Raw genomic sequence first — 26,405 nt, 5'->3', positions numbered from 1 at the left:
GCGTCGGCGTTCCGGCGTCGGCGTTCCGGCGTCGACGCGGAAAGCGGCGCCTCCGTGGGGACCGTTCCCTCCGGTTGCCTGCGTCCGTATGTCCGGGCACAACCGCGGGGCTCCGCTGCCCACCATTCGGGGGTACGGGGTGGTGTTCGCTCTCAACCGGACGTGCTCCGCTCGGTGTTGGCGCCGACGCGGGGCGCGGCCCCTGGGGACACCGGGCGGCGGCGTCAGCGGACCGGCCTCCAGCGGGCCGCGTCCGGAGAGACCGCGGGGCGACCGTGGCTCGGCGTCCGAGCCCTCGACGCCGACAGGACGCGGAGCCTCCGCAAGGCCGCCGCTGCCGTCCGCCTGCATGCGTATGCCTGACACAACCGCGGGGCTCGGCCGCCCGCCATTCGGAGGTATGCGGCTGGTGCGCACCCCTAACCCGACTTGCACCGACCGGCATCGACGCCAACGCAGCGCCCCCTGAGCCGCCGGGCGGCGATCGGAACGCCCGCCCGGTGCCCCCTTGAAAGCCCGGCGGCTCACTCCTGCATCGGTGCCGACCGGTGGCGCAGGGCCGAACCGGTGCGGGTCTTGAGGACCTCCAGCTGGGTCGGGATGCGCTGCCGTAGATCGCCGACGTGGCTGACGATGCCGACGCAGCGGTCGCGTTCGCGCAGGGAGTCGAGGACGTCGAGCACCTCGTCGAGGGTCTGCTCGTCGAGGCTGCCGAAGCCCTCGTCGATGAAGAGGGTTTCCAGGCGGGTGCCGCCCGCCTCCTCGGTGACGACGTCGGCGAGTCCGAGGGCGAGCGCGAGCGAGGCGGAGAAGGTCTCGCCGCCCGAAAGGGTGGAGGTGTCGCGCTCCGCGCCCGTCCACGCGTCGACGACGTGGAGGGCGAGGCCGGATCTGCCGCGTCCGGGAGCGCGTTGATCCGAGTGGACGAGGGTGTACCGGCCGCCCGACATCCGGGAGAGCCGGGCGCCGGCCGCCGCCGCGACCTGTTCGAGACGGGCGGCGAGGACGTAGGACTCCAGTCGCATCCGGTGCTCGTTCTCCTGCGAGGTGCCGGCAGCCAGCGACGCGAGGCCGGCTACCCGGGCGGCCGATTCGCGCAGCGGTGCGAGGTTCTCGGCGTCCTCGGCGGCGAGGAGGCTGAGGCGGTCGAGTTCGGCGCAGCGGGTGCGGCAGCTCTGCTCGGCCGCCGAGGAGTGCCGCAGCCGGCGGGTGGCTTCCTCCAACCGGGCCTGTGTCTCCGCGGGTTGGGCGGTCGGTGCCGCGGCGGCCTGCCGCAGTCGCGGGTCCTCCAGGCCGGCGGCGACGGCGGCCTCCTCCGCCTCGCGGCGGGCTAGGCGCTCCCGCAGCTCGCGCTGCTCGGCCTCGCCGAGGAGGGCTTCCGTCGCCTCCTGGGGGGTGGCGAAGTCCGCGCGCCGCGCTGCGTCGGCGAGTTCGGCCTCGGCCTCCTCGAGGTGCTGCGCACTGGTACGGACAGCGCGCGCCGCCTCGGCCGCCACGGCGAGGAGTTCGACCCGTCTCTCCCACTCCGCGGTGCGGGCCGAGACGCTCGCCGCATCTCCCCTCGCCTCCGCGACCTCCTTCTCCAGCCGGCCGGCCTCCAGGAGCAGCGCCTCCCTGCGCGAGGTGTTCGCCGCCACCCGGCGCTCGGCCTCGCCGCGCGCTGCCGTCCTGCGTGCGTGCTCGCCTTCGGCCGCGGCGAGCGCCTCCCGCGCGGTGTGCGCCTCGCCCGCCGTGTGCCGCGCTGCGGCGTGCTCCTGCTCCAAGTCCGCGTGTTCGCGGAGGAGTTCCTCGGCGGAGCGGTCACCGGCCGAGGCGGTGGCGGCGGCGAGCTGCTCGCGCAGCGGGACGAGTCGGCGCTCCGCCTCCTCCGCCGCCTCGTCGGCCCGCTGGTAGTGCTCGAACGCCTGCTCCTCCGCGGCGCGGTCGACGTGGCCGGCTCCGGCGCGCGCCGGAGCCGGATGCTCGGCCGAGCCGCAGACCGCGCACGGCTCCCCCGCGACCAACCGCTCCGCGAGCTCGGCCGCGATGCCGAGGACCCGGCGCTCCTTGAGATCGAGCCAGGTCTCGCGTGCGGCTCCGGCCCGCTCGGCGAGCCGTAGGCGCCGCGCCTCCTCTTCCTCGCGCCGCGCGGCGAGGGCGTCCCGGGTGCGGGCTGCGTCGCGCCGCTCGCGGGCGGGGCCGAGCAGGCCGGCGAGGTGCTCGGCACGGGCGACGGCCTGCTGCGCCTCCTCGATCCCGCGTTGCAGCGCGGCCCTGCGCCCTTCCCAGCCGGTGAGCCACTCCTCGGCCTCCCGCAGCAGCTCCTCGGCGGCTGCCGACTCGGCCTCCAGCGCCCCGACTTCGGACTCGACCTCGCCGAGCCGCCCCTCGCTGCGGGCGGCCGCTGCGAGGCCGCCGAGCTCGGCCCGCAGCGCGCCCTCGCGCGCGGCGAGCTGCTCGGGCGAAGCCGAAGCGAGCTCCACCGGGAGCGGTGCCCGGGCGCGCGTCTCCGCCTCGGCGGCCCGTCGATGCTCGGCCGCCGCGGTGCGGCTGCGGGTGACGGCAGGCGCGACCGCCTCGGCGGCGCGCGCGAGCTCCAGCCGGCGCGCGGCGGCGTCCCGCTTCCCCTCGGTGGCGGTGAGGTTTTCGGCGCGCTTCCGGAAGTCGGCGTACGCCTGCTGGTCGCGGGCGAGTTGGCGTACCGACTCCAGCTCGGCGGTGACCGAGACGTGGCGGGACTCGTCGAGCGCGACGGCGCTGCTGGCTGCGGTGAGTCGCTCCCTCGCCGCCGTGCGGGCGAGGGCTGCCCACTCCAGCACCGTCTCGGCGAGGCGCGGGTCGCCAGGGGCGAGCTGCTCGGCGCTGCGCGCCCTCGGCACCGGGGAGGTGCCCGATTCCGCGCCGGGCAGCGGGAGCTCGCCGACGCCTGTGTCGGTGCCGGCGGCCTGGCGCATCCGCTGGGCGAGGGCGAGTAGCTGTTCGTCCCCCTCGCGGACGTCCTGGGCGGCGAGGCGGCGCTGCTCTGCGAGGCGCTCCTCGACGGCGGCGAACCTACCGGTGTCGAAGAGGCGCCCGAGGAGCCGTGCGCGGTCCTCCGCGTTGGAGCGGAGGAACCGCGCGAAGTCGCCCTGCGGCAGGAGCACGACCTGGCAGAACTGCTCGCGGCTCATCCCGAGGAGGCGGCCGACCTCCTCGCCGATCTCCTGGTGCGAGCGGCTGAGGCCCTGCCAACCGGCCGTCGCCGCATCCCATTCGCGGAGTTCGGAGCGGGCGCGCTCGCGCGTCGTCCCGCTGCCGCGGGCCTTGGGGCGGAGTTGCTCGGGCTGCCGGGTGAGCTCCAACCTGCGGCCGGCCACGGTGAGTTCGAGGGTGACGGCGGTGCGCACCGCCGGGTCCGCGTGGTCGCTCCGCAGGGAGGCGCCGGGCTGCTGGCGGGCTCCGGGGACGCTGCCGTAGAGGGCGTAGCAGACGGCGTCGAGGACGGAGGTCTTGCCGGCGCCCGTCGGGCCGTGGAGCAGGAAGAGGCCGCCGGAGGACAGCGCGTCGAAGTCGACGCGCTGGGTTCGGGCGAAGGGGCCGAAGGCGGTGACGTCGAGCCGGTGGAGCCTCATCGGGCCACCTCCTGCGCCGCCGCCTCCACGCGGACGGTGTCGAGCGCCTCCTGGAGCATGCGGCTCTCGGAAGCGTCGGGGCCGCGGCCGGCGCGTACGTGGGTGACGAAGTCCTCGGCGACCTCGCGGTCGGAGCGGCCGCGCAGCCTGCCCGCGTACGAGCCGCCGGACCCGGCCTCGGCGCCCTGCGGGTCGAAGACGAGGGAGAGGACGTGCGGGAACCGTTCGGCGAGGCGGGCCATGGGTTCGTCGGGGCGGTGCGCGTCGGTGAGGGTCGCCTCGACCCAGGAGTCGGTGTGACGGTCCAACTCCGGTCGCTCCAGGAGTTCCTGGAGGGTGCCGCTCAGACGCGCGAGGGGCCGCGGCACGGGCAGCTCCAGGCGCTCGGTGCGGAGCCCGCCCGCGGCGTCGAGGTCGACGAGCCACATGGACTTGCGGTGGTCGGCCTCGGAGAAGGAGTACGCGAGGGGCGAGCCGCTGTACCGGACGCGGTCGGTGAGGCGCTGGGGGCCGTGCAGGTGGCCGAGGGCGGCGTAGTCGACGCCCTCGAAGACCGCGGCCGGGACGGCGGAGACGCCGCCGACGGTGATGTCCCGCTCGCTGTCGGACGGTTCGCCGCCGGTGACGAAGGCGTGCGCGAGGACGACGGAACGGGTGCCGCGCGCACGTGCGGCCAGGTCTGCGCGGACCGCGTCCATCGCGGCGCCGAGCACCGCGGTGTGGCTGCGCCCCGCGGCGCCGACGGCCGGGGCGCTCAGGGCCGGCTCCAGGTACGGCAGGCCGTAGACGGCGGCCTCCACCCCGCCGGCGCGGAGCACGACCGGCTCCGCGCAGCCCTCGGGGTCGGTGCGCAGGTGGACGCCGGCGCGGGCCAACAGCCCCGAGCCGACGCCGAGTCGGCGGGCGGAGTCGTGGTTCCCCGAGATCATCACGACGGGCACGTCGAGTGCGGCGAGCCGGTGGAGGACGGTGTCGAAGAGCTCCACGGCGGGGAGCGGGGGGATGGCACGGTCGTAGACGTCCCCGGCGACCAGGACGGCGTCGACCTCGCGGTCGCGGACGGTCTCCACGAGGTGGTCGAGGAAGGCACGCTGGGCTTCGAGGAGGCTCACGCGGTGGAAGCTCCGGCCGAGGTGCCAGTCCGAGGTGTGCAGCAGGCGCATGGTCAACGACCCTAGACGCCACCACCGACACCGGCCGTACGCCCTCGTCACGACGGCCGCCGCGCGCCTCCCGCGACCGCGGCGCACCTGGCGTCCGGAAGGCCATCTCCGGTGGCCCGAGGCGGGGTTGGCCGCCGAGTCGACACCTGCTCAGCCGGTGAAGTACGCCTCTCCTCCGAGCTCCAGCCGCGCGCCGCCCGCCGTCGCGTCGGCCAACCATGCGCGGAACGCCGCGATTTCGGTCTCGGGGACCCCCAGCTCGATCTCCACCTCGGCGCCGTAACGCACCTCGCGGACGGTACGGCCGCCGGCCCGCAGGTCGTTCTCGAGGCGGCCGGCACGCTGGTGGTCGGCGGTGACGGTGACGAGGCGGTACCGACGGCGGCGCACGGTGCCGACCGCGTCGAGCGCTTCGCCCACGACGCCGCCGTAGGCGCGGATGAGCCCGCCCGCGCCGAGCTTGACGCCGCCGAAGTAGCGCGTGACGACGGCTGCCGTGTACCGCACGTCGCGCCGCAGCAGCATCTGGAGCATCGGCGCCCCTGCCGTGCCGCCGGGCTCGCCGTCGTCGCTCGCCTTCTGCACCGAGGCGTCCGCACCGACCACGTACGCCCAGCAGTTGTGGTTGGCCCCCGGGTGCTCGGCCCGTACGCGGGCGACGAAGGCACGCGCGTCGTCCTCGTCCGCCACGGGCGCGAGGGCGCACCGGAACCGCGACCGGTTGATCTCCGTCTCGTGGACGCCCTCGGCGGCGACGGCCGCGAACTCGTCAGGACCCTGCTCCATACGGCAACCCTATGCACGCGCGGTCCGCACGTACGGCCGGGGGAATACCGGAAACGCTGCGGGGGTTCTCCCGCCGCACGAGCACCCGCGCGACGCAGGAGGCGCAGATGTACGCAGAGCCAGGCCAGGTTCGGCGCATCCTCACCGAACTCGGCGACACCTGGGCCGTGGTGGGGCTCTCCGCCAACCGCTCACGCGCCGCGTGGGGGGTCGCCGAGGTGCTCCAGCGGTTCGGCAAGCGGATCGTTCCCGTCCACCCGCACGCGGAGACCGTCCACGGCGAGCAGGGGTATCCGTCGCTCGCCGCCGTCCCCTTCCCCGTCGACGTGGTGGACGTCTTCGTCAACTCCCGGCTCGCGGGTCCCGTCGCGGACGAGGCCGTCTCGGTGGGGGCGCGAGCCGTCTGGTTCCAGCTCGGTGTCGTCGACGAGGCGGCGTACGACCGGACGCGGGCGGCCGGCCTCGCGATGGTGATGGACCGCTGCCCCGCCATCGAGATCCCGAGGCTCGGCGGCTGAGGCGGACGGCGCGTCGGCGGCGGACCGCCCTCAGCGCGGCGGCGGGACGCTGACGGCCATCACCATCGCGACCGGCTCGTCCCCGTCGTTGCGGTAACCGTGGGCGGCGTCCGACTCGAAGGCGGCCGAGGTGCCGGCCGGGATGCGGTACTCCTCGCCCTCCACGGTGAGGGTGAGCTCGCCGGACGACACGTGCACGAGTTCGGCCGTGCCGGCCGGATGCGCGTCGGAGTCGCTGGCGTCGCCCGGCATCAGCCGCCACGACCACAGCTCCAGAGGCCCGGGCGCCTCGGCCCCCGCGAGGAGCGTGCTGTGGCTGCCCGCCTCGGTCGACCAGAGCCGAACCGCCTGCGCCTCGGGGACGATCCGGACGCGCGGCTCCTGGTCGAAGTCGAGAAGCGTCGTGATGCTGACGCCGAGCGCGTCGCCGATCTTGACGACGGTGCCGACGCTCGGGTTGGTCCGCGCCTGTTCTATCTGGATCAGCATCCCGCGGCTGACGCCTGCTCGCGCCGCGAGCGCGTCCAGCGTGAACTGGCGTTCCGTGCGCAGGCGTTTGAGGTTGCGAGCGAGGGACAGCGTCAGGCGGTCAAGGTCGGTCACGGGCGTCTGCACCGTCCCCTCTCAGTCAAAAATAATTGATACTGAAGTACAGTGGATTCGACTACACTGAAGCGCGCGCGGAGTGCACTCCGCACCACCGCCGATTGCACGCCACTGTACTCAGGGGAGCCACCGAGATGACCGCTGCGTTCGCGCTCGCCACCAGCCTGCTGTGGGGCCTCGCCGACTTCGGCGGCGGGCTCCTCAGCAAGCGGATGCGCGAACTGACCGTCGTGGTGGTCTCCCAGGGGACGGCCGCCGTGGTGCTCGGCGCGGTCGTGGTGGCCACGGGTGCATGGAGCGAACTCGACGCGCGACTGCTGTGGTGCGCAGGGGCGGCGGGCGCGATCGGCCCGGTGGCCATGCTCGCCTTCTACCGCGCCCTGGCGCTCGGCCCGATGGGCGTCGTCTCGCCGATCGCCACCCTCGGCGGCGTCGTCGTCCCGATCGGCACCGGCGTCCTCCTCCACGCGGAGCGGCCGGGCGTCTGGCAGGCGGCCGGCGTCCTCGTGGCGCTCGGCGGCGTGGTGCTCGCCGGCGGGGTCGGCTCGGGCGGCGCCTCCGTCGAGCGGCGCACGATCGGGCTGACGCTCGGGGCCGCACTCGGCTTCGGCACGACGATCCAACTCGTCGCCGAGGCCACGCCCACGGTCACCGGGCTCTTCCTCGCGCTCTTCGTCCAGCGGCTGGTGAACGTGCTCGTGGGCGGCGGCGCCCTCGCCGTCTCGGCCCGCCGCGGCACCCCCGTGCTGCCGGCGGGCGGGGTGGCCGAGGTGCGGGCCGCGCTGCCCTCACTCGCCTTCGTCGGACTCGCGGACGTCGCGGCCAACGGCACCTACGCCGTCGCGGCGCAGAGCGGCCCCGTCACCGTCGCGGCCGTGCTCGCGTCGCTCTACCCCGTCGTCACGGCACTCGCCGCACGCGGCGTTCTCCAGGAGCGGCTCCGCGCGCTCCAGACGGCCGGGGCCGGCCTCGCACTCCTCGGTTCGCTGCTGCTCGCCTCGGGCTAGGCCGTCGCTTCGGATCACCTGATCGTTGGTTCCGGTGCGGCCTTGGAGGGTGCCTCAGTCGGCACTGGTGCGGAAGCGCAGCACCAGCGCTTCGACCTCGCCCTTCACGGCGCAAGCCGCCCCACCGTCCGCCGACAGTCCGCTCTGGGCGCACAGATCACACGGCCCGACACTGCGTGGCGGTCACGCTCTACGCCCCGTACATGCCGCACGACGCCGTACGGCGATCAGTGGTGAGTTGCACATGCCATATGCAAACTTTGTCAACGTTTGAGGGCATAGTAGGACAAGGCGGCTTCTTGCGGCGCACAGAAAACTTGCCTTTACGTGCTGGATGGAGCTATAAGAGAGAAGTCTTTCGCGGTCTCACGAAAAAATTTCGTGAACCCCTTCCGTGGAGGTTTCTCATGCTGCTCACTCCGTCTGACACGGAGAAATTGCTGCTTAGTATTGCCGGTCTGGTGGCACGGGACAGGCAGGCCCGCGGAGTTCGCCTGAACTACCCCGAAGCCGTCGCGCTGCTGTCCTGCTGGGCCATCGAACGCGCCCGAGAAGGCCACACCGTGTCGGACCTGATGACTCAGGGACGTACGGTCCTCGGTCGAGCCGACGTCATGGACGGCATCCCCGAGATACTGCAAGATGTGCAGGTCGAGGCCACTTTCCCCGACGGCCGCAAGCTCGTCACGATCACGGAGCCCATCCCGTGATCCCCGGCGAGATTCGCACAGGCGCCGGCGCCGTGGCTCTCAATTCCGGGAGGCGCACCCGCTCGGTGACGGTCACCAACACTGGGGACCGACCCGTCCAGATCGGCTCCCATCTCCACCTGCCCGATGCGAATCCGGCCCTGGAATTCGACCGGGAATCCACTCGGGGTTTTCGGATCAACAACCCTTCGGGCACCTCCCTGCGTTTTGATCCGGGCGTGGATGTGGAGGTAATCATCGTGGAATTCGGAGGCAGTCGTAATTGGTTGAGCTGAACAGGAGCGCCTACGCGGCGCTGTACGGCCCGAGCACCGGTGATCAGATCCGCCTCGGCGACACCGACCTGTGGATCGAGGTCGAGGAGGACCGCTGCGGCGGGGACGGCGCGGGGAACGAGGCAGTCTTCGGCGGCGGCAAGTCCATCCGCGAAGGCATGGCCCAGTCCGCCGCGCCACGCTCCGAAGGCACCCTCGACCTCGTCATCACCAACGCTGTCGTCCTGGACCACTGGGGCGTGATCAAATCCGATGTCGGCGTGCGCGACGGCCGGATCGTCGCGCTCGGCCGCGCAGGCAATCCTGAGGTCTCCGACGGCATCCACCCGGAAATGGTGATCGGTCCAGGCACCGACGTCGTCTCAGGCGAGGGCCGCATCCTGACGGCGGGAGCAGTCGACACTCATGTGCACGTACTGATCCCCCACACCCTGCACGAGGCCCTGGCCACCGGCACAACCACCGTCATCGGCGGCGGCACCGGGCCCACTGAGGGATCGAAGGCCACCACCGTCACGCCCGGGGCCCGGCACCTGGCAATGATGCACCGCGCCCTCGACCACGTACCGCTGAACATCCTGCTGTTCGCCAAGGGCAGCACGCGCGGCCCGGCCGGCCACCGGGCGCTCGGTGAGGAGGCGCTCGCAGGCGCTGGCGGCTACAAGGTGCACGAGGACTGGGGCGCGACCCCGCAAGCCATCGACACGGCCCTCCGCGCCGCCGATACCTACGGCCTCCAGGTCGCACTGCACGCCGACAGCCTCAACGAGGCCGGATACGTCGAACGAACCCTGGACGCGATCGGAGGCCGAGGCATTCACGTCTTCCACGCGGAGGGCGCGGGCGGTGGCCACGCCCCGGACATCATCGCGGTCGCCTCCCACACCAACGTACTGCCGGCCTCCACGAATCCGACGCTGCCGCACACCGTCAACACCGTCGCCGAGCACCTCGACATGCTGATGGTCTGCCATCACCTCAATCCGCGCGTCCCGGAGGATTTGGCCTTCGCCGAGTCCCGCATCCGGGCCTCCACGATCGCTGCCGAGGATGTCCTGCACGACCTGGGTGCACTCTCCATCACCTCCTCCGACGCACAGGCGATGGGCAGGATCGGCGAGGTCATCAGCCGTACCTGGCAGGTCGCGCACGTGATGAAAGGTCGCAACGGCGCGCTCCCCGGCGGGCTGCGCGCCGACAACGAGCGCGCCCGGCGCTATGTGGCGAAGTACACGATCAACCCGGCGCTCGCGCACGGCGTGGATCACGTCATCGGCTCCGTCGAACCCGGCAAGCTCGCTGACCTGGTGCTCTGGGACCCGGCGTTCTTCGGGATTCGGCCTTCGGCCGTCCTCAAGGGCGGCATGGTCGTCTACGCCCCCGTCGGCGATCCGAACGCGGCCATCCCCACTGCCCAACCCGTGCTGCTGCGCCCCTCGGCCGCTGCGGCTGCCGCGCCGCACCTGTCCGTCAGCTTCGTCGCGCCCGCCGCGTTGGAGGACGGGCTCGCCGAACGCCTCGGCCTCGTACGGGAGTTGCTGCCCGTACGGTCCACGCGCGGGATCACCAAGGCTGACATGCGCAACAATGCGGCGACGCCGCACATCCACGTCGACCCCGAAACCTTCGACATCCGGGTCGATGGCGAGCTGGTACGGCCCGAACCCGCAACCGAGGTACCGCTCGCCCAGCGGTACAGCCTGTTCTGATGGCGACGCCATGACGGCAGGCATCGGGCCGCTGGCCGCGCTGCTGCTTGCCGACGGTCGCCTTCCGGTCGGCGCCTACGTCTACAGCGCCGGCCTGGAGCCTGCGGTCGCCGCGGGGCTGACCCGTGAGGAGATCCCGGCGCTTCTGCGGGCCCGAGTGCGCACGGTATGCGTGACGGAGGCAGCGGCAGCGGTGCTGGCGGCGCGAGAGGCAGTCGCCCGCGACCCCGTCGACTACGGGCCGCTCCAACGGGCCCTCGCGGCCCGTACGCCGGTCGCTCCCCTACGCGAGGTCGGTGCAGCACTCGGCCGGGGCGTGCACCGCCTCGCACTACGGCTCGCGCCCGGACATCCCGCGATCGCGGCGTTGGACACGGCCGTGCTGCCGGGGCCACCCGTACTACGACCCCTGCGGCCCGTGGTCACGGGGGCGCTCGGGGCCGTACTGGGCCTGGCCGAAGCCGAGTTGGCGCGCACCGTCGTCTACGACGACCTCCAAGCCGTCGCCTCGGCCGCGCTCAAACTGCTGCCCGGCGACCCGCTCGACTCGGTCGCCTGGGTAGCGCAAACCGCCTCCTCGGTGGAAGAGGCCGTCGTCGAGGCGGTCGCCACCTCGAAGCCGTCGGACCTCCCGGCCCGCTCGGCGCCCCTGATCGAACAGTGGGCACTGGAACACGCACGAACAGAACGGAGACTTTTCCTTGCATAACATCCGGAGCAAGGCTGGCACCGTCCGCAGGACGCTGCGCCTCGGCGTCGCGGGTCCCGTCGGCACAGGCAAGAGCTCGATCCTGGCCACGCTTTGCCGCGAGCTCGCCGACGAGCTGTCCATGGCCGTCGTCACCAACGACATCTACACCGATGAAGACGCACGCTTTCTGCGCTCAGCCGGCGTCCTGCCCGCCGAGCGCATACGCCCCGTGGAGACTGGGGCCTGCCCGCACACCGCGATCCGCGACGATGTCAGCGTGAACCTGGACGCTGTCGAGGACATGGAGGACGCGTACGGGCCACTGGACGTGATCCTCATCGAAAGCGGCGGCGACAATCTCACAGCCACCTTCAGTCCCGCGCTGGTCGACGCGCAGATATTCTGCCTCGACGTCGCGGGCGGCGGCGATGTCGCGCGCAAGGGCGGCCCCGGCATCTCGAAGGCCGATCTGCTAGTGATCAACAAGACGGATCTGGCACCGCACGTCGATGTCGACGTGGCGCGCATGGTCGACGACGCGCGCTGCGCCCGTGAAGGTCTGCCCGTGCTCGCCCTCTCCAAGAAGGACGCCTCCTCCGTAGCCGAACTCGCCGACTGGGTACGTTCGTTGCTCGCCCGGTACCGTGCGGACCGCCACACCCCCGTCGACCCCGGCCCCATGGCCCCGCACAGCCACGTGCACGAGGGCAGCCACACCCACGGCGACGCGCGACCTTGATGGAACCCACCGTCGTCACCGTCGAGCGCGAGGGCGAGCGGCACGTCGCGCGTGAGCTGGCCTCCGGCACCTTCCTGGCACCGCGCCCCCTGGCCTCGCCGCCCGGGGTCCTGCGGCTTGCGCTCGTCGGCATTCGCGCCGGGCTCCTCACGGGGGACGCGCTCGACTTGCGCGTCACCGTCGGGCCCGGTGCCCGGCTTGAACTGGTCGAACCAGCAGGGCTGGTGGCCTACGACCACCGGGGCGGCGGCGCCACTTGGTCGGCAGACGTCACGCTTGGTGAGGGCGCGCGGCTGTGCTGGGGCGCGCGCCCGTTCGTGGTCTCCTCCGGCGCACGTGTCCACCGCTCCATGGCGGCTGAACTCGCGCATGGGGCCGCGATGCTCTGGCGCGAGCTGCTCGTGCTCGGTCGCTGTGGCGAACGCGGCGGCGCCCTGCACTCGGTGACCAGGGCCTCGTACGACGGGGACGAACTTCTGGTGGAGGACCTGGCCTTCTCCGCGCCCGAAGAACGCGATCTGCCCGGCATTCTGGGCGGGGCCCGCTTCCTGGGCTCCGTCACCCACTTCGGCGCCGGGCGCCCCGAGGACCCGGCCGACCCGTACCTCACCGCACTCGCGGGTCCTGGCGCGCTCGTACGCCATCTCGGCCCCTCGGCTCCGCCCCTGGAGTCCGCACTCGATACGGCGTGGGACGCCTGGCACGAGTGCCCTCAAGATCCGCAGCCTTCGGAGAGACCCTGACCCGCCGTTCCAGCGTGTCTCACCATGGTGCTGATCACGCAGCTCCCCGAGCTTCTACCGGGGAGCAATCCGGGTTGTCCCGGCGAAGCACTCCTACGCGCGCACCACCAGGCTCAGCAGCATGCCGAGGCCAACGAGGGCGACGGCGCAGGCGAGCAGGATGCGCAGCAGACGGTCGTTCACGGTGGGCGTCCCTTCGACGCGGGGCTCTCCAGCGGGCGCTCTCCCCCAGTGTGCCGTCACCGCCGAGTGCTCCCGCCCTTGCCCGACGCGCCCCTGGACTCCCCGTCGGGACCGGTGCCGCTCGCCAACTCGGCGCCGGCGCGGAGCTCCTGCGGGGTGACGCCCTCCGGCACCGGGGCCGGGGGCGGTGTCGCGAGCGGCGGCTGCCAGCCGGACTCCTCGTCCCAGCGGCGCACCACCCGCGCCGGCGCCCCGGCGACCACCGCGTGATCCGGCACCTCGCCGCGGACGACCGAGCCGGCCGCGACCACGGTGTTCCGCCCGAGCCGCGCCCCGGGCAGCACCACGGCGCCCGCGCCCAGCCAGCTACCCGCGCCGATCTCCACGGGAGCGGCGCGCGGCCACTGCCGGCCGACGGGCTGATACGGGTCGTCGTAGGAGTGATTGGTGGAGGTGATGTAGACGTAGGGGCCGCAGAAGACGTCGTCGCCGATGGTCACGGCGGTGTCCGCGACGACGTGGCTACCGCGGCCGAGCACGACGCCGTCGCCGATCCGCAGCACCGTCTCGGGGCCGAGATCGAGGTCGGGCATCATCCCTGCCGTGAGCGTCACTTCCTGCCCGACGACGCAGTGGTCGCCGAGTTCGATCCACCCGGCGCCGAAGACGGTGCCCTGCGGGAAGGCGAGTCGGGTGCCGGTGCCGATCCGATGGAAGGCGTAGCCGCCCGGGTGCTCCGCCGTGACGGCGCCGGCGCGCTGGGCCAGTCGCCAGGCACCGTGCACGGCGCGGGAGGCGAGCCTGCGACCGAGCGCGCCGAGCCGCGGCCGCGCGCGTGGGGTGCGGTGGGAGGACACGCGGTCACGGTAGACGGCGCGACGGATGCGGCGCCTCCGGAGTCGCTGTGATCTTTCTCCCGCCGATCGCCTACGGTGCTGCCGTGCCGGAGTACCGGTGGAGCCAACGAGTCGGCGGAGGTCGAGAGATGGGCGAGCAGCAAGCGGTGGTGGCCGCTGTCGGTGGGCGACGTCCCAGACTGGCCGACACCGCGTACACGGCACCGACCTCGGTGGTCGTGGGCGAGGTGACGATGGGCGAGAGCACGGGGCTCTGGTACGGCGCCGTGCTGCGCGGCGACACCGCCTCGGTCTCGATCGGCGCGGGGTCCAACATCCAGGACAACAGCACCGTCCACGCCGATCCCGGCTTCCCCGTGACGGTCGGCGAGCGCGTCTCCGTCGGCCACAACGCGGTACTCCACGGGTGCACCGTCGAGGACGAGGTGCTCGTCGGCATGGGCGCGACGGTGCTCAACGGCGCCCGGATCGGGGCCGGTTCGCTCGTCGCGGCGCAGGCGCTCGTGCCGCAGGGCATGCAGGTGCCGCCGGGCTCGCTCGTCGCCGGCGTACCGGCGAAGGTGAAGCGGGAGCTCACCGAGGAGGAGCGGGAAGGGGTGCGCCTCAACGCGGCCGTCTACCTCGACCTCGCGGAGACGCACCGCGGAGCCGAACCGGTCGACGGCCGTGCACAGGACGGCGGTTCGCGCGACGAGGCGGCGCCCGAGCAGTGAGGCCCCGGGCCGCGTGCCGCGCGGGCGCGGGGCCGACTCGCGGGCAGGGCTCAGTCGTTGGGCCTGAGCGTCCAGACGACGGTCATCTCCCCCGTCTCGGCCCCGTCCTCCCGCGTGAGGGAGACGTGGACGGGGAACTCGGGGCGGTTGCCCGCGTCGAGCTCGGCCACGACCTCCGCGACGGGCCGCCGCAGGGTCGCGGTCGCGGTGACGCGGCCCCTCGCCACCTTCTTGTAGCTGACCTCGACGCGGACGGGCAGCGGCACCGCCCTGGCGAGCTGGTCGGCGAAGGCGGCGAGTGTGACGGCCCCGCTCGCCGACTCGCCCACGGTGAACATGGCGCCGGCGTGCGGGCCTTGGACGTGGTTGCGGTACTCGGGCTGGTCGGGGAAGGCGACGACGGCGCGCTCCGGCGTCGTCTCCAGGTACTCCAGGTTGAGCGTACGGACCATCGGCACGCTCGCCGCCATCAGTTCGCCGATCGACGGCTGGGGTTCGGCTGTCATACCCGGAGGTTACCACCGGGTAATAAGCCTCCTTCCGCCGCTCCCCCGTATGTACCGGCTCGGTACCGAAGCCCCGCACGGCGTGGCCGCGAACGACCGCTGCCCATAGGCTTGTCGGCCATGTGGCCAGGACAGCAGCCGCCAGGGGGCGAGCAGAACCCGCAGCAGCCGAACCCGTACCAGCAGCCGGGATACGGGCAGCCGAACCCGTACCAGCAGCACGGGTACGGGCAGCAGGCACAGCCCGGGTACGGACAGCAGGACCAGAACCCGTACGGCACCAACCCGCAGTGGGGGCCGGCGAGTTCGCCGGGGCCGCAGAAGCCCTCGGGCGGCAAGCGAGGCCGGAACACGGCGATCGCGGTCGTGGCCGCGGTCGCCGTCGTGGCGGCCGCCGTGGTGACCGGGGTCTTCGTGCTCGGCGGCGGCGAGGACGACGACGAGGCGAAGGGCGGTGCGCCTTCCTCGACCACCTCGGCCTCACCGAACCAGCAGCCGACGCAGCAGCCGGAGCCGCAGCCGACGAAGTCGGACGGGAGCGACCCGGTGACGCCCGGCTGGCAGGCCGTCGTCAACCCCAAGTGGTACTCGGCCTTCGACGTACCGAAGACCAAGGACTGGGAGGTGTCGAGCCCCGGCACCATCACCGGCTTCGAGGACGACGACGGCAAGGTCCTCGTCGCGATGTCGGCGCCCGCCTACTACAAGGACGACTGGTGCAAGAGCTCGACGAGGGCAGGGGTGGGCACCAAGGGCGCGCAGGGCTCGAAGAACACCAAAGAGGCGGCCAGGATAGCCGCGGGCAACTTCGCGATCGCCGGCTTCGACCAGGACCAGAAGGGCAGCCTCGAGCAGAGCAAGCCCCGCCCCTTCAAGAACAAGCACGGCATCAAGGGCCATGTCTCCACCGCCGAGATCACGGGGGCGCCGAAGGAGGACAAGTGCTCGGCCGACGGGAAGGTCACCGCCGTCTCCTGGATCAACTCCAATGACGACCTGGCGATCTGGGTCTTCTACAGCGACATGAACGTCGACGACGAGGTGCCGGACACGACCGTCAAGAAGATGATGGCGAGCCTGCGGAGCTACGACGCCGGCTCCGCCGGGGACGACGACGAGCCCCGCGGCTGAGACCCCGCCGCCCCCGGCTATTCCAGGCTGAAGGCGCCGGCGGGCGGCTCGGGTGAGGCGACGGCGGCGCCCTCCGCCACCGGTGCGGCGCCCCGCCGCAATCCGCCGAGGGCCGCCCCGTGCGCCACCCGCGCGGGGAACGGGTCGGCCGCACACCGGCGGGCCAACTCGCCCACCGGCAGCGGGCCCTGGCTCGCCGCCAGCACCACGTTGCCGAACCTGCGCCCGCGCAGCACCGAGGGCTCGGCGACCACGCAGAGCTCGGAGAAGACGGCGCCGACCGTCGCCAACTGCGGGGCGAGGAAGGAGAAGGGCGCGGCGTCGGCGAGGTTGGCGACGTAGAGGCCACCGGGGCGCAGCGCCCGCGAGGCCGCGCGCACGTAGTCGACGGTGCCCAGGTGCGCCGGGACGCGGGCGCCGCCGAAGACGTCCGAGAGGACGACGTCGAAGCGGCCGGGCTCCGCCGCCTCCAGCGCCGCACGCGCGTCCGCCGTGTGCAGCCGCACCCCGCACTCCGCCGGCAGCGGCAGGAACTCCTCGACGAGCGCGAGGAGTTCGCCGTCCGCGTCGACGACGGTCTGCTGCGAGCCCGGGCGCGTCGCTGCGAGGTACCGCGGCAGCGTGCAGGCGCCGGCGCCGAGGTGGAGCGCGGCCAAAGGCGCCTCGGGCGGCGCCGCGGCGTCCAGGAGGTGGGCCACTCGGCGGGCGTACTCGAACTCCAGATGGTGCGGGTCGTCGAGGTCGACGTAGGACTGGGGCGCGCCGTCGAGCGTGAGCAGCCAGGCGCGCGGCCGGTCGACGTCGGGCAGGAGCTTCGCGGTGCCGCCTGCGACGGCGCGGATGACGGGGATCGGCTCTGGCACACCTCCATTGTGCGGGGCGCGGGGCCGCACCCGCGTGCCGACTGCGCCCGTGCGCCTGCGCGTTGCTCCCCTTTCCCCAAATCCGGTGTTTTCTCCGTCACTTCGCCGACTCCGCGAACGCCGCCCGGGCACGGGCCGGTTGCCGGCCGTCGCCGGTTCCGGACGAGGTCGGCGGCCGGGAGAAGCGCCGGGCGGTGGGCCGGAGAGGACGGCCGGAGCGGCGGGTCCGCGGCGCTCGGCGTCCGGCCGCGCGCCGTCGCGTCGGTTACGCTCGCCCCGTGCCCGTCCCCGCCACGCAATCCGACGGCGTCCCCGGCCGTCTCGTCCAGACCCTGCTCTCCCCCTGGTCCCGACTCGCCCTGCTGGTACTCCTCCTGTGCGCCGCGGCCGCCGCCGCGCTCGCCTACCAACCCCAGGACCTCCTCGTCGACGGCTGGCCCTCGCGCCTCACCGGGGCCGGCGCCGCGGCCCTCTTCGCCGCCGGCTACGGAGCGTGCACGGCGGCGTTCGTCCCGCGCCCCGTGCTCAACGTCGCTGCGGGCGCGCTCTTCGGCGCCCAGGTCGGCACGGCCGCCGCCGTCGCAGGGACCGTCCTCGGCGCCGGCATCTGCTTCGGCCTCGGCCGCCTCCTCGGTCAGTGCGCGCTGCGCCCCTTGCTGAGAGGACGCTGGCTCGACACCGCCGACAGGTACCTCAGCCGCCACGGTTTCCGCTCCACCCTGATCCTCAGGCTGCTGCCCGGCATCCCCTTCGCCGCCTCCAACTACGGCGCCGCCGTCTCCCGCATGCGCTGGCCGGCCTTCCTCGCCGCGACCGCGCTCGGCTCGGTGCCGAACACCGCCGCGTACACGGTCGCCGGCAGCGCCGCCACCACCCCGACCTCGCCCGCCTTCCTCGTCTCGTTCGGCTTCATCGCCGTCTCCGGATTGGCGGGGACGGCGTACGCCTGGTGCCGGCGCGGTCGCATCCGCCGGGTCGTCGCCCGCGGGCCGAAGCCGGGGAACGCCGAAGCCGAGCAGGAGCCCGCCGGCCACACCGCCGGCTGACGCCCCCGGACGTGCGCGGCGGCCTTGCGCTCGCTGCGACATGCAACCGTCTGCGGTGGTGCCGTCGGCAGAGCCTGCCAGACTGGCGATCATGGACAGTTTCTACCGCGGACCTGCGACGCTGATCTTCGGAGCCGTCGAGATCGAGGTCGACGCGGCTCTCTACACCGACGCCGAAGGGCCGGAGAAGCCGTGGACGGGGACGCTCCGCGCGACGGGCGACGAGTCCCTGTGGGCCGAGTTCGTCACCGACGTCGCACAACTGCGCCTCTCCGACGGCCGGGAGGGCTACGTACGCATCACGGGCAGCGGCTTCGGCCCCGCGGAGATCGTCGGGGAGGGCGGCCTTCCGTCGTAAGTCCCACTCGGAGTACTCCTGAGGTGGTAGGTCGGGCCCCTCCCCGAGATGACGACAGGCGCAGGGCCACGGCGCATCGTGGAGACATGATTCTCCCCGCGCACGGCCCCGGCAGTACCCGGTGACCCCGCTGCTGGCGCCCGTGCTGCTCGCGCTCGCCTCCGCGCTCGGCTACGCGGGCGCGGCCCTCGTGCAGGAGCGGCTCGCGGCGACGACCGCGCCCAGCCGGTTCGGACTGCTGCGCAGGCTGCGCTGGTGGGCGGCGGCCGGGCTGCAGAGCACCGGAGCACTGCTCCACGTCGCCGCGCTCGCGCTCGGCCCGCTCGTCGTCGTCCAGCCGCTCGGCGTCCTGACGCTCGTCTTCGCGGCGCCGCTCGCCGCCGTGGTCGTCAAACGCCCCGTCGGCGCGGCCGGTTGGCGCGGCATCCTGCTCGTCACCGCCGGCCTCGGCGGGGTGCTCCTGTTGACGGGGGCGGGGCGCAGCGACCCGGGCAGCGGCGACGAGCTGCGGTGGGCGGCCGGTGCGGTAGCGGCGCTGCTGGCCCTCCTCACGGTCCTGGCCAGGGCACTCGGACGCCGTACGGGCGGCGGAGGCCACGGAGCACGTCAACGGGCCGTCACCCGCAGCATCCTGCTCGCCGCAGCCTCCGGCACGGCGCACGGTGCCGCGTCGTTCTTCGTGAAGACCGCGGTCGAGGAGCCGTCGCTCCGCTCGCTGCTGGCCGCCGCCCCGCTGCTCGTGCTCGTCGCCGTACTCGCCGTCGCGGGCCTCGCCCTGTCGCAGGCCGCCTACCGCGGCGGCGGCCTCGCGGCGCCGCTCGCGACCACCACAGTCGCCAACCCCGTCCTCGCGGCAACGGCGGGCGTCCTCCTGCTCGGCGAGGGGTTCAGGTTCGGCACGGCGGGCGCGGCGGGCGCGGTGTGCGCCGGCGCCGTCGCCGCCTGGGGCATCGCCGTGCTCGCCCGCGAGAGCGCCCGCGACCGCGGCGGCCCGTGCCACGGGGTACGCGTGGTGATCCCGCGCCAGCGCGGCGAGGAGCAGCCGACGTTCCGGCGCCCGCCGCGCTCCGCGACGCGCGACGAGCTGCGGGTCCTGCTTCCTGCGCCAGGGACGGACGCCGGGCGCACCGGTTGACGGCGTCCCGCGTTCGGCTGCCTGCCGGCGCTGCCCCTCTCCTCGCTCCGTACGACCCCCGGACGGCGGAAAAGGTCGGGCCCCGCCCCATCGCGCCCTCGCCCGGAGCGTGTTGTTTGCGCACACTGGTGAGGCGACACGCGCGGGTAGCCGATGCGGCTGCCGGGTCACAGCGGGACAGAGGAGGCGCGGGATGCAGGGAGCGCTGGAGTCCCGATGGGGCCGCTGGCCGTTGAGCCTCCTCGCCGGGGCGCTCCCCGCGCTGTCCTTTCCGACGCCGAGCCTCTGGTGGCTCGCCTGGTTCGGGCTCGTCCCCTGGATGCTGCTGGCGCGCACGGCGCCGACGGCGCGGGCTGCGGCGATGACGGGGTGGCTCGGCGGCAGTGCCTTCATGCTCGCCGTCCACCACTGGCTGCTGCCGAGCCTGCACGTCTTCATCCTCTTCCTCGCCGCACTGCTGGGGCTGTTGTGGGCGCCGTGGGGATGGCTGGTGCGCCGGGTGCTCTCCGGCCCTCAGCGGGGGGCGCGTACGGCTGCCGCGCTGGTGCTGCTCCCCTCCGGATGGCTCATGGTGGAGCTGGTGCGCTCCTGGGAGTACCTGGGCGGTCCGTGGGGGCTGCTCGGGGCGAGCCAGTACGAGTTCCAACCGGCCCTGCGGCTCGCCTCGTTGGGAGGCGTGTGGCTGGTGAGCTTCGCGCTCGTGGCGGCCAACACCGCGCTGGCGGTGCTGCTCGTCTCCTGCGCGCCCGGCACCCGCCGCCTGCCGGCGCTCGCCGCGGTCGCCGCCGTCGTCGTGCCGATCGGCGGTGCCTGGCTGTGGTCGCCCGCGCCGCAGCGCTCGGGCCACGACGTACGCGTGGCGGTGGTACAGCCGGGGATGACGAAGACTGCGGGCGACCGCCTCTACCGCGCCATCGCGCTCACCGAAAGGCTCGCCGACTCCCGCACCGATCTGGTGGTGTGGGGCGAGAGCAGCGTCGGCTTCGATCTGACGCACCGGCCCGACCTGCGCCGCAAGATCAGCGGTCTCGCCGCACGGATCGGCACCCCGATCCTCGTCAACGTCGACTCGGCGCGCGCCGACGGGGGCGGAGGCATCTACAAGAGCTCGGTCCTCGTGGACGGGGACGGCCTCACGGGACAGCGGTACGACAAGACCCGTCTCGTCCCCTTCGGCGAGTACATCCCGGCACGCTCCGTGCTCGGCTGGGCCACCTCGGTGGGCAAGGCGGCCAACGAGGACAGGCAGCGCGGCTCGGGCCCCGTGATGATGCACGCGGGCGGCGTCCGGATCGGGCCGTTGATCTGCTTCGAGACCGCGTTCCCCGACATGAGCCGCCAACTCGCGGGCGACGGCGCCGAAATGCTCGTCGCACAGTCGGCCACGTCCTCCTTCCAGGAGAGTTGGGCGCCCGAGCAGCACGCCTCGCTCGCCGCGCTCCGCGCCGCCGAGACCTGGCGGCCCGTCGTCCACGCGACCCTCACAGGCGTGAGCGCCGTCTACGGCCCCGACGGCCGGCAGCAGGGCGAACGGCTCGGCACCGACCGCTCCGGCGTGGCCGAGTACGCGGCGCCGACCGCCACCGGGACGAGTCCGTACGTCAGGTTCGGGGACTGGGTGGTGCACGCCAGTACCACCGTGCTCCTCGCCTTCTGCGCGCTGGAGTGGGCCCGCACCGTCCGCGCCCGGCAGGCCGAGGAGTTCAACGTTCCTGTTCCCGTACGGAGATGACGACCCGCTCGCACAGCTCGTGGGTACGCAGCGCGTCCTGCGCGGAGAGGGTACGGCCCTCGCGTACGGCGTCGAGGAAGGCGAGCGCCGCCTGCTCGATGCCGCGCTGGCGGGCCACCGGCACCCAGTCGCCCCGCCGGCGGACGCTGGGCTGCCCCCGGTGGTCGACGACCTCGGCGAGGTTGCGTACCTCCCGCTTCGCGTCGTGGCCCGAGACCTCCAGGACCTCCTCGGCCGATCCGGAGCGGCGGTTCATCGCACCGATCGCCGTGAACCCCTCCCCCGCGAGCTGCACGACGACGTGGTGGAGGAGCCCGTCGCGGAGCAGGCCGCGCACGTCGATCCGGTCCGGGTCAGCGGGCACGAGGAACCGGAGTGTGTCGAGGACGTGGATGAAGTCGTCGTAGACGAGCCGGCGCGGGTCGTCGGGCAGGCCGACGCGGTGCTTCTGGAGGACGATCAACTCCCGTGACAGCTCGAGACATTGGGCGTACCCGGGCGCGTGCCTGCGGTTGAACCCGACGGCGAGGGGGACGCCGCGCTCCTCGGCGAGGGCGACGAGGTCCTGGGCGTCCCTCAGGTGGTAGCCGATCGGCTTGTCGACGTAGACGGGCACGTCGGCGTCGAGCAGGGCGCGGACGAGGGGCGGGTGGAACGCGGTGGGCGCGTGGACGAAGGCCGCGTCGGGACGCGCGTCGAGGAGCGCGTCGAGGTCGGGGTGGCGGTGGTGCGCCGGGACGCGGTACGCGTCGCCGATGCGCTCGAGCGTCGCAGGGGTTCGGGTGAACAGGTGCGGTTCCAGGCCCGGTTGGGCGGCGAGCACCGGCAGGTACGCCTTCTGCGCGATGTCGCCGAGGCCGATCACGCCGATCTTCACGGGTCCCCCCTCAGGGTGGTGGAGCGGTTGGTCGGGCGGGCGCGCGACGGCCCCACCGGCTGCGTGTAGGCGGGCCGCGCGGGCGAAGCATACGGGCGGACGAGTGGGCGGTGCGGGGCGCTGCCTCGGGGGACTCGGCGTTGCAGGGCGCGGGTCGGGTTGTCGGGGGCGCAGCCCGACGTTTCCGGTGGTGAATCGTGGGGGGTTGGCGATCGTGCAGAACCGGAACTCCGCCGGCAACGACCTCTTCTACAGCAAGGACGGCGACCTGCGGGCGAGGAACGCCGGGAAAGCATCCGGCAGTTGGAGGCAAGCCAACTCGCCGGCTCCGTGCCCCCGTTCCCGCACGCACTCGGCCAGTCATCCGAAGGAGGCCATGAGCACCCCTCACCCCGTCGCGGTCGTCCGCGAGGGTCGCGGTGGTCTCACCGCTCCTCGCGTCTGCGCGCCATCGGCGTCCGGGCCGCCGTCTTCGCACCGGAGGCGTGCGCCGAGGCCCGGTCGCCGCCGGCCACGTCCCCCAGTCCCGCGCCGAGTTCAGCCCCGACACGACCACGGCCGGTCAACTCGCCCACGTACGACGCGCGCTGCCGCCGCACGCTCGGCACGCGCGGCCGCACAGCAACCAACTCGTAAAGAGGGCGGCCGCGTTCGGCTCCGCAGCCATAAATCACCTGGACCGAGCGCGGGCCGTGCCGGAGACTCTCCCCCATGACGACCGACCCAGCCGACAACCGCGCCCGGCCGAACCCCACCGACGGCGAACGGAAGCAACTCGAAGGGTGGCTCGACTTCCACCGGGAGACCCTCGCGCTCAAGTGCGCCGGGCTCGACGACGCGCAGCTCCGCGCCCGCTCAGCGCCGCCTTCCCCGATCACGCTCCTCGGGCTGGTGCGGCACATGGCGGAGGTGGAACGCGGCTGGTTCGTCTCGGTGTTCGGCGGTGAGCCGGCAGCGCCGCTCTACTGCACCGAGGACAGGCCGGACCGCGACTTCGAGTGCGAGCCGGGCGACACGACGGAGGAGGCGTTCGCCACCTGGCGGGAGCAGATCGCCCTCGCCCGCAGCACGGCGGCCGGGCGCGATCTCGACGAGACGAGCCCGGACCCGCTCACCGGCGAGAGGTACAGCCTGCGGTGGGTCCACCTCCACATGATCGAGGAGTACGCCCGCCACAACGGCCACGCCGACCTGGTCCGGGAGCGCATCGACGGCGCCACGGGGATGTGAGCGGCGCCTGCCGGTGCCCGATTCGCCCCGGCCGCACGGCGGTTGGCGGCGCGCGGCCTAACGCCCCTGCGCGTCGGCTCCCCCGCACGGGGGCGGGCCCGGATCGTCGCCGACGTCCCCGAGGCGCAGGCCCAGGCGATGGACCGCGGCGCGGATGCCGTCCCCGTAGCCGTCCTCCGACAGCTCGGGGAGGTAGGAGCGGGCGGCGTGGAGTTCGCGTCGGGCCGAGCGCTCGTCGCCGAGTGCGGCGTGGTCGGCGGCGAGGTTGAGGTGGAGCGACGGGTAGAGGGAGCGGACGGCCAGGGCGTGCTCGCCCCAGTGGACCTCGGCGCCGGTGAGCGCCTCGGCCGCGGCCATCGCCCGCTGGTCCCAGGCGAGTTCGTCCGCCCGGTCCTCCTGGGTGTCGGCGAGATAGTGGGCAATGGTGCAGCGGTGGAAGAGGTCGTGCTCAGGGTCCGTCTCCGCCCAAAGCTGCGCGAGGCGATTGCGCGCCTCCTCGCGGTCGCCCGCCCGGTGGAGCATGATCGCCTGGCCGATCCTGGCCGTCATCGGCCCGGCTTCCGCCGGGGTCGTCCGCTCTTCTTCCTCCGCCACGCGCTGCCTCCCACTCAGTGCACTTGCAAGCCCCGGACGCCCGGCCCGGTGCCCGTCGCCACGACGCTAACCGCCACCACCGACAACGCACGTGAGGCGCAGGCGGACGGCTCAGGCGAGGTCGGGCAGCCGCCAGTCCACCGGCGCGTGCCCCTGCTCGGCGAGGGCCTTGTCGACGGCGGAGAACGGGCGGGAGCCGAAGAACCTCCGCGCGGAGAGCGGGGAGGGATGGGCGCCCTCGATGATCGCGTGCCGCTCGGTGTCGATCAGCTTCGCCTTCTTCTTCGCGTGGTTGCCCCACAGGACGAAGACGGCGGGCCGCTCCCGCGCGGCGACGGCACCGATCACCGCGTCGGTGAACCGCTCCCACCCCTGCCCCTTGTGCGAGTTGGCCTCGCCCGCGCGCACCGTCAGCACGGTGTTGAGGAGCAGGACGCCCTGCTCGGCCCAGTGCGTGAGCGAGCCGTTGTCCGGGACGGGGTGGCCGAGGTCGTCCCGGAGCTCGCGGTGGATGTTGCGGAGGGACGGCGGGACGCGCACGCCGGGGCGTACCGAGAAGCAGAGGCCGTGGCCCTGGCCCTCGCCGTGGTACGGGTCCTGGCCGAGGAGGAGCACCTTGACGCGGTCGTACGGTGTCGCCTCCAGCGCGGCGAAGACCTCCTCTTGCGGCGGGTAGACGGGGCCTGCGGCCCGCTCCTGCTCGACGAACTCGCAGAGCTCGGCGAAGTACGGCTGCTCGACCTCCTCGGCGAGTACCTCGCGCCAGGATGCGGGGAGCGTTCCGATCACTCGTGGGACCTCCGGTTGCGGTGGGACGGGCGCAGATACCCGCGCTCGCACCACAGAACGTACCGTCGGGCACCGACATCGGGCGCCCTGGTCCCCGCTACCAGCTCGACTTCTCGTGCAGCTCCCACATGCGCATGATCCCGGCGGGGTCGAGGGCGAACTCGATGCCGGCGACGTTCTTCGCCGAGGCGAGGTAGAGGCGCCCCTGCCACAGCGGCAGCAGCCTCGCGTCCTCCGCGAGCACCCGCTGGGCCTCCTTGAAGGCGCCGCCCGCCGCACCGCGGTTGCTCTGCTTGCGGGAGGCCGGCAGCAGCTTCTCGGTGAGCTCCGGGCTCGCGTACGGGGTGCCCATGGCGTTCTCGGGGCCGACGAAGGGGGCCACGTAGTTGTCGGCGTCGGGGAAGTCGGCCGACCAACCGCGGCCGAAGACCGGGTACTCGCCGTCGAGGTATCCCTTCTGGTACGCGTCCCAGGAGCGCCCCCGCAGCTCGACCTCGAAGAGCTTGGACTCCTCCAACTGCCGCTTGATCTCCTGGAACTCGCGCTTCGTCGCGGCGCCGTAGCGGTCGGTGGGGTACCAGAGCCGCAGGGTGGTGCGGCCGCGGACGCCGGCCTCGGCGAGGGTCTTCCGCGCCTTGTCGACGTCCGGCTCGCCGTAGACGTCGAGGAAGGCGTTGGTGTGCCCGGCGATGCCGCCGGGGACCATCGAGTAGAGCGGGTCGGCCGTGCGGTAGTAGACGCGCCGCACCAGCGCCTTGCGGTCGATGAGCTGGGCGACGGCGCGGCGGACCGCCGGCTTGCGCGCCGCGGGGTCGCGAGGGTTGAAGACGAGGTAGTGGATCTCGGTGCCCACCATCTCGCTCAACTGGATCTCCTCGGCGCCGTCGGCGCTCTTGGGTCCCGTGTTCTCGAACCGGGTGATCTGCGAGGGCGTGAGGCCGCGGTAGGTGACGTCGATGTCGCCCCGCTCCAGCGCGGAGACCATGCGGGTCGAGCGCTTGAAGTAGCGGATCGTGACGCCGTCGTTCTTCGCCTCGATCGGGCCTCGGTAGTCGCCGTTCCTGCGCAGTTCGGCGCGGTCGTCCTTGCGGTACCGGTGGAGGGTGTAGGGCCCGGAGCCGACGATGCCGCTCTTCTCGCGCAGCGCGTCGCGCGGGTAGGAGGCCGGGTCGACGAGGGAGGTCGCGGGGGTGGACAGGAGGAAGGGGAAGGTGGCGTCCGGCCGCTTCAGACGGAAGACGACGGTTCTGTTGCCCTTGGTCTCGATCTTGTCGAGGGAGCCGAGGAGGGCTGCGGGGCCCGACTTGGCTCCGATGGTGCGCACGCGCTCGATGGAGTGCCGCACGGCGGCGGCGTCGAGCTTGTTGCCGTTGGAGAACGTGAGGCCCTTGCGGAGCGTGCAGCGGTAGACCTTGCTCTGCCCGTCGGTGAAGCCGCAGGTGCGGGCGGCTTCGGGCTCGGGGGCCGTGCTGGAGGAGGGGAAGCTCAGCAGCGTCTGGTAGACGTTCCGGTACAGCTCCCAGGAACCGTCCCAGGCGGCGGCCGGGTCGAGGACGCTCGGGGCGCTGGTGGTGCCGACGGTGAGGGTGTGGTCCGCGTCGGCCTCGTCACCGGAGAAAGCGCTGCACGCGGAGGCGAGCAGGGCGAGGGGCAGCAGCAGCGCAGCGGATCTCGGGGGGCCTTTCCGGTCGAACACGTCGCTCCTCGATCGGCGGTGCCGCGGCCTCGACTCGGCGCCGGCGGCGATGGGGCGGGAACTCACGGGTGGTGCGCTCCGGCGGCGCCGGGCTCGGCCTGCGGGCCGTCCGCTGCCGAGCGGCCTCCCGAGGCGTGCGCCGTACCGGGAGTGACCAC

General features: G+C 73.3%; 26 protein-coding genes. 15 read left to right on the top strand and 11 right to left on the bottom strand.

The window, feature by feature from the left end:
* Positions 1-524: 524 nt before the first annotated feature.
* The 3 genes from F603_RS0125760 to F603_RS0125750 form a co-directional block, all read right to left on the bottom strand.
* Entirely contained in the window at positions 525-3,590 is a 3,066-nt protein-coding gene (locus F603_RS0125760; protein WP_019548824.1) for an AAA family ATPase, read from the bottom strand.
* The gene (locus F603_RS0125755) at positions 3,587-4,753 is read right to left on the bottom strand and encodes an exonuclease SbcCD subunit D (protein ID WP_019548823.1); all 1,167 of its coding nucleotides are present in this window, start codon (positions 4,751-4,753) and stop codon (positions 3,587-3,589) included. Before F603_RS0125755 ends, F603_RS0125760 begins: the two co-directional genes overlap by 4 nt.
* A 150-nt stretch (positions 4,754-4,903) precedes the next feature.
* Entirely contained in the window at positions 4,904-5,539 is a 636-nt protein-coding gene (locus F603_RS0125750) for a YigZ family protein (protein WP_019548822.1), read from the bottom strand.
* A 107-nt stretch (positions 5,540-5,646) separates the two neighbouring features.
* Between F603_RS0125750 and F603_RS0125745 the strand changes: the two genes are divergently transcribed.
* Positions 5,647-6,057 (top strand): CoA-binding protein, encoded by a 411-nt coding sequence (locus F603_RS0125745; RefSeq protein WP_019548821.1) that lies wholly within the window; start codon positions 5,647-5,649, stop codon positions 6,055-6,057.
* A gap of 30 nt (positions 6,058-6,087) precedes the next feature.
* Here F603_RS0125745 and F603_RS0125740 read toward each other — a convergent pair whose 3' ends face one another.
* The gene (locus F603_RS0125740; RefSeq protein WP_019548820.1) at positions 6,088-6,660 is read right to left on the bottom strand and encodes a helix-turn-helix domain-containing protein; all 573 of its coding nucleotides are present in this window, start codon (positions 6,658-6,660) and stop codon (positions 6,088-6,090) included.
* Between the two features lie 137 nt (positions 6,661-6,797).
* Here F603_RS0125740 and F603_RS0125735 point away from each other — a divergent pair, with 137 nt between their 5' ends.
* From F603_RS0125735 to F603_RS0125710, 7 genes are all read left to right on the top strand, one after another.
* Positions 6,798-7,670 carry an EamA family transporter gene (locus tag F603_RS0125735; RefSeq protein ID WP_019548819.1) on the top strand — a complete coding sequence of 291 codons (873 nt, stop codon included), beginning with the start codon at positions 6,798-6,800 and terminating at the stop codon, positions 7,668-7,670.
* A gap of 407 nt (positions 7,671-8,077) precedes the next feature.
* Positions 8,078-8,380, top strand: a complete 303-nt coding sequence (locus tag F603_RS0125730) for an urease subunit gamma (RefSeq protein ID WP_019548818.1) — start codon at positions 8,078-8,080, stop codon at positions 8,378-8,380.
* Positions 8,377-8,655, top strand: a complete 279-nt coding sequence (ureB, locus tag F603_RS34330) for an urease subunit beta (protein ID WP_078503753.1) — start codon at positions 8,377-8,379, stop codon at positions 8,653-8,655. Before F603_RS0125730 ends, ureB begins: the two co-directional genes overlap by 4 nt.
* Positions 8,643-10,364 (top strand): urease subunit alpha, encoded by a 1,722-nt coding sequence (locus F603_RS0125725; RefSeq protein WP_019548817.1) that lies wholly within the window; start codon positions 8,643-8,645, stop codon positions 10,362-10,364. Before ureB ends, F603_RS0125725 begins: the two co-directional genes overlap by 13 nt.
* Before the next feature lie 22 nt (positions 10,365-10,386).
* Complete coding sequence (locus F603_RS0125720) at positions 10,387-11,073, top strand: urease accessory UreF family protein (RefSeq protein WP_026328710.1); 687 nt, start codon at positions 10,387-10,389, stop codon at positions 11,071-11,073.
* On the top strand, positions 11,066-11,794 hold the full coding sequence (gene ureG / locus F603_RS0125715; protein WP_019548815.1) for an urease accessory protein UreG: 729 nt from the start codon (positions 11,066-11,068) through the stop codon (positions 11,792-11,794). Before F603_RS0125720 ends, ureG begins: the two co-directional genes overlap by 8 nt.
* Entirely contained in the window at positions 11,794-12,537 is a 744-nt protein-coding gene (locus F603_RS0125710; RefSeq protein ID WP_019548814.1) for an urease accessory protein UreD, read from the top strand. The genes ureG and F603_RS0125710 overlap by 1 nt, the downstream gene beginning before the upstream one ends.
* Positions 12,538-12,776: 239 nt before the next feature.
* On the opposite strand, the gene F603_RS0125700 is transcribed toward F603_RS0125710, so the two are convergent.
* A complete protein-coding gene (locus F603_RS0125700) occupies positions 12,777-13,577 on the bottom strand; it encodes an acyltransferase (RefSeq protein ID WP_019548813.1) in 801 nt (266 codons plus the stop codon).
* A 128-nt stretch (positions 13,578-13,705) separates the two neighbouring features.
* On the opposite strand from F603_RS0125700, the gene F603_RS0125695 reads away from it, so the two are divergent.
* Complete coding sequence (locus tag F603_RS0125695) at positions 13,706-14,290, top strand: gamma carbonic anhydrase family protein (protein WP_019548812.1); 585 nt, start codon at positions 13,706-13,708, stop codon at positions 14,288-14,290.
* A gap of 50 nt (positions 14,291-14,340) precedes the next feature.
* Here the strand turns inward: F603_RS0125695 and F603_RS0125690 are convergent, their stop codons facing one another.
* Complete coding sequence (locus F603_RS0125690; RefSeq protein ID WP_019548811.1) at positions 14,341-14,796, bottom strand: DUF4442 domain-containing protein; 456 nt, start codon at positions 14,794-14,796, stop codon at positions 14,341-14,343.
* Positions 14,797-14,916: 120 nt separating this feature from the next.
* On the opposite strand from F603_RS0125690, the gene F603_RS0125685 reads away from it, so the two are divergent.
* Positions 14,917-15,927 (top strand): DUF8017 domain-containing protein, encoded by a 1,011-nt coding sequence (locus F603_RS0125685; RefSeq protein WP_019548810.1) that lies wholly within the window; start codon positions 14,917-14,919, stop codon positions 15,925-15,927.
* A gap of 17 nt (positions 15,928-15,944) precedes the next feature.
* Here F603_RS0125685 and F603_RS0125680 read toward each other — a convergent pair whose 3' ends face one another.
* Positions 15,945-16,790 carry a spermidine synthase gene (locus F603_RS0125680; protein WP_019548809.1) on the bottom strand — a complete coding sequence of 282 codons (846 nt, stop codon included), beginning with the start codon at positions 16,788-16,790 and terminating at the stop codon, positions 15,945-15,947.
* 278 nt (positions 16,791-17,068) lie between these two features.
* Here F603_RS0125680 and F603_RS0125675 point away from each other — a divergent pair, with 278 nt between their 5' ends.
* The 4 genes from F603_RS0125675 (at position 17,069) to lnt (ending at position 21,061) form a co-directional block, all read left to right on the top strand.
* Complete coding sequence (locus F603_RS0125675; protein WP_019548808.1) at positions 17,069-17,836, top strand: TVP38/TMEM64 family protein; 768 nt, start codon at positions 17,069-17,071, stop codon at positions 17,834-17,836.
* A gap of 91 nt (positions 17,837-17,927) precedes the next feature.
* The gene (locus F603_RS0125670) at positions 17,928-18,194 is read left to right on the top strand and encodes a hypothetical protein (RefSeq protein ID WP_019548807.1); all 267 of its coding nucleotides are present in this window, start codon (positions 17,928-17,930) and stop codon (positions 18,192-18,194) included.
* Between the two features lie 121 nt (positions 18,195-18,315).
* The gene (locus F603_RS0125665) at positions 18,316-19,329 is read left to right on the top strand and encodes a DMT family transporter (RefSeq protein ID WP_019548806.1); all 1,014 of its coding nucleotides are present in this window, start codon (positions 18,316-18,318) and stop codon (positions 19,327-19,329) included.
* Between the two features lie 193 nt (positions 19,330-19,522).
* On the top strand, positions 19,523-21,061 hold the full coding sequence (gene lnt / locus F603_RS0125660; RefSeq protein WP_019548805.1) for an apolipoprotein N-acyltransferase: 1,539 nt from the start codon (positions 19,523-19,525) through the stop codon (positions 21,059-21,061).
* On the opposite strand, the gene F603_RS0125655 is transcribed toward lnt, so the two are convergent.
* Positions 21,033-21,938, bottom strand: a complete 906-nt coding sequence (locus tag F603_RS0125655) for a Gfo/Idh/MocA family protein (protein ID WP_019548804.1) — start codon at positions 21,936-21,938, stop codon at positions 21,033-21,035. The genes lnt and F603_RS0125655 overlap by 29 nt on opposite strands.
* Before the next feature lie 711 nt (positions 21,939-22,649).
* Between F603_RS0125655 and F603_RS0125645 the strand changes: the two genes are divergently transcribed.
* Entirely contained in the window at positions 22,650-23,168 is a 519-nt protein-coding gene (locus tag F603_RS0125645; RefSeq protein ID WP_019548802.1) for a DinB family protein, read from the top strand.
* A 57-nt stretch (positions 23,169-23,225) separates the two neighbouring features.
* On the opposite strand, the gene F603_RS0125640 is transcribed toward F603_RS0125645, so the two are convergent.
* From F603_RS0125640 to F603_RS0125630, 3 genes are all read right to left on the bottom strand, one after another.
* Complete coding sequence (locus F603_RS0125640) at positions 23,226-23,762, bottom strand: hypothetical protein (RefSeq protein ID WP_019548801.1); 537 nt, start codon at positions 23,760-23,762, stop codon at positions 23,226-23,228.
* Positions 23,763-23,873: 111 nt separating this feature from the next.
* Positions 23,874-24,551, bottom strand: coding sequence for a uracil-DNA glycosylase (gene ung, locus F603_RS0125635; RefSeq protein ID WP_019548800.1), 678 nt, complete (start codon positions 24,549-24,551; stop codon positions 23,874-23,876).
* A gap of 97 nt (positions 24,552-24,648) precedes the next feature.
* Entirely contained in the window at positions 24,649-26,247 is a 1,599-nt protein-coding gene (locus F603_RS0125630; RefSeq protein WP_019548799.1) for an ABC transporter substrate-binding protein, read from the bottom strand.
* Positions 26,248-26,405: the final 158 nt, after the last annotated feature.

The sequence above is a fragment of the Streptomyces sulphureus DSM 40104 genome (assembly GCF_000381025.1).
Lineage (GTDB): Bacteria > Actinomycetota > Actinomycetes > Streptomycetales > Streptomycetaceae > Streptomyces > Streptomyces sulphureus.
This window is presented reverse-complemented; position numbering and strand designations above follow the sequence as displayed.

Bases quoted from the DNA above. Each gene is read 5' to 3' on its own strand.
- F603_RS0125670 (WP_019548807.1), top strand. From the start codon at position 17,928: ATGGACAGTTTCTACCGCGGACCTGCGACGCTGATCTTCGGAGCCGTC.
- F603_RS0125690 (WP_019548811.1), bottom strand. From the start codon at position 14,796: ATGACAGCCGAACCCCAGCCGTCGATCGGCGAACTGATGGCGGCGAGC.
- F603_RS0125645 (WP_019548802.1), top strand. From the start codon at position 22,650: ATGACGACCGACCCAGCCGACAACCGCGCCCGGCCGAACCCCACCGAC.
- F603_RS0125750 (WP_019548822.1), bottom strand. From the start codon at position 5,539: ATGGAGCAGGGTCCTGACGAGTTCGCGGCCGTCGCCGCCGAGGGCGTC.
- F603_RS0125760 (WP_019548824.1), bottom strand. From the start codon at position 3,590: ATGAGGCTCCACCGGCTCGACGTCACCGCCTTCGGCCCCTTCGCCCGA.
- F603_RS0125710 (WP_019548814.1), top strand. From the start codon at position 11,794: ATGGAACCCACCGTCGTCACCGTCGAGCGCGAGGGCGAGCGGCACGTC.
- F603_RS0125755 (WP_019548823.1), bottom strand. From the start codon at position 4,753: ATGCGCCTGCTGCACACCTCGGACTGGCACCTCGGCCGGAGCTTCCAC.
- F603_RS0125695 (WP_019548812.1), top strand. From the start codon at position 13,706: ATGGGCGAGCAGCAAGCGGTGGTGGCCGCTGTCGGTGGGCGACGTCCC.
- F603_RS0125735 (WP_019548819.1), top strand. From the start codon at position 6,798: ATGACCGCTGCGTTCGCGCTCGCCACCAGCCTGCTGTGGGGCCTCGCC.
- F603_RS0125685 (WP_019548810.1), top strand. From the start codon at position 14,917: ATGTGGCCAGGACAGCAGCCGCCAGGGGGCGAGCAGAACCCGCAGCAG.
- lnt (WP_019548805.1), top strand. From the start codon at position 19,523: ATGCAGGGAGCGCTGGAGTCCCGATGGGGCCGCTGGCCGTTGAGCCTC.
- F603_RS0125730 (WP_019548818.1), top strand. From the start codon at position 8,078: ATGCTGCTCACTCCGTCTGACACGGAGAAATTGCTGCTTAGTATTGCC.
- F603_RS0125745 (WP_019548821.1), top strand. From the start codon at position 5,647: ATGTACGCAGAGCCAGGCCAGGTTCGGCGCATCCTCACCGAACTCGGC.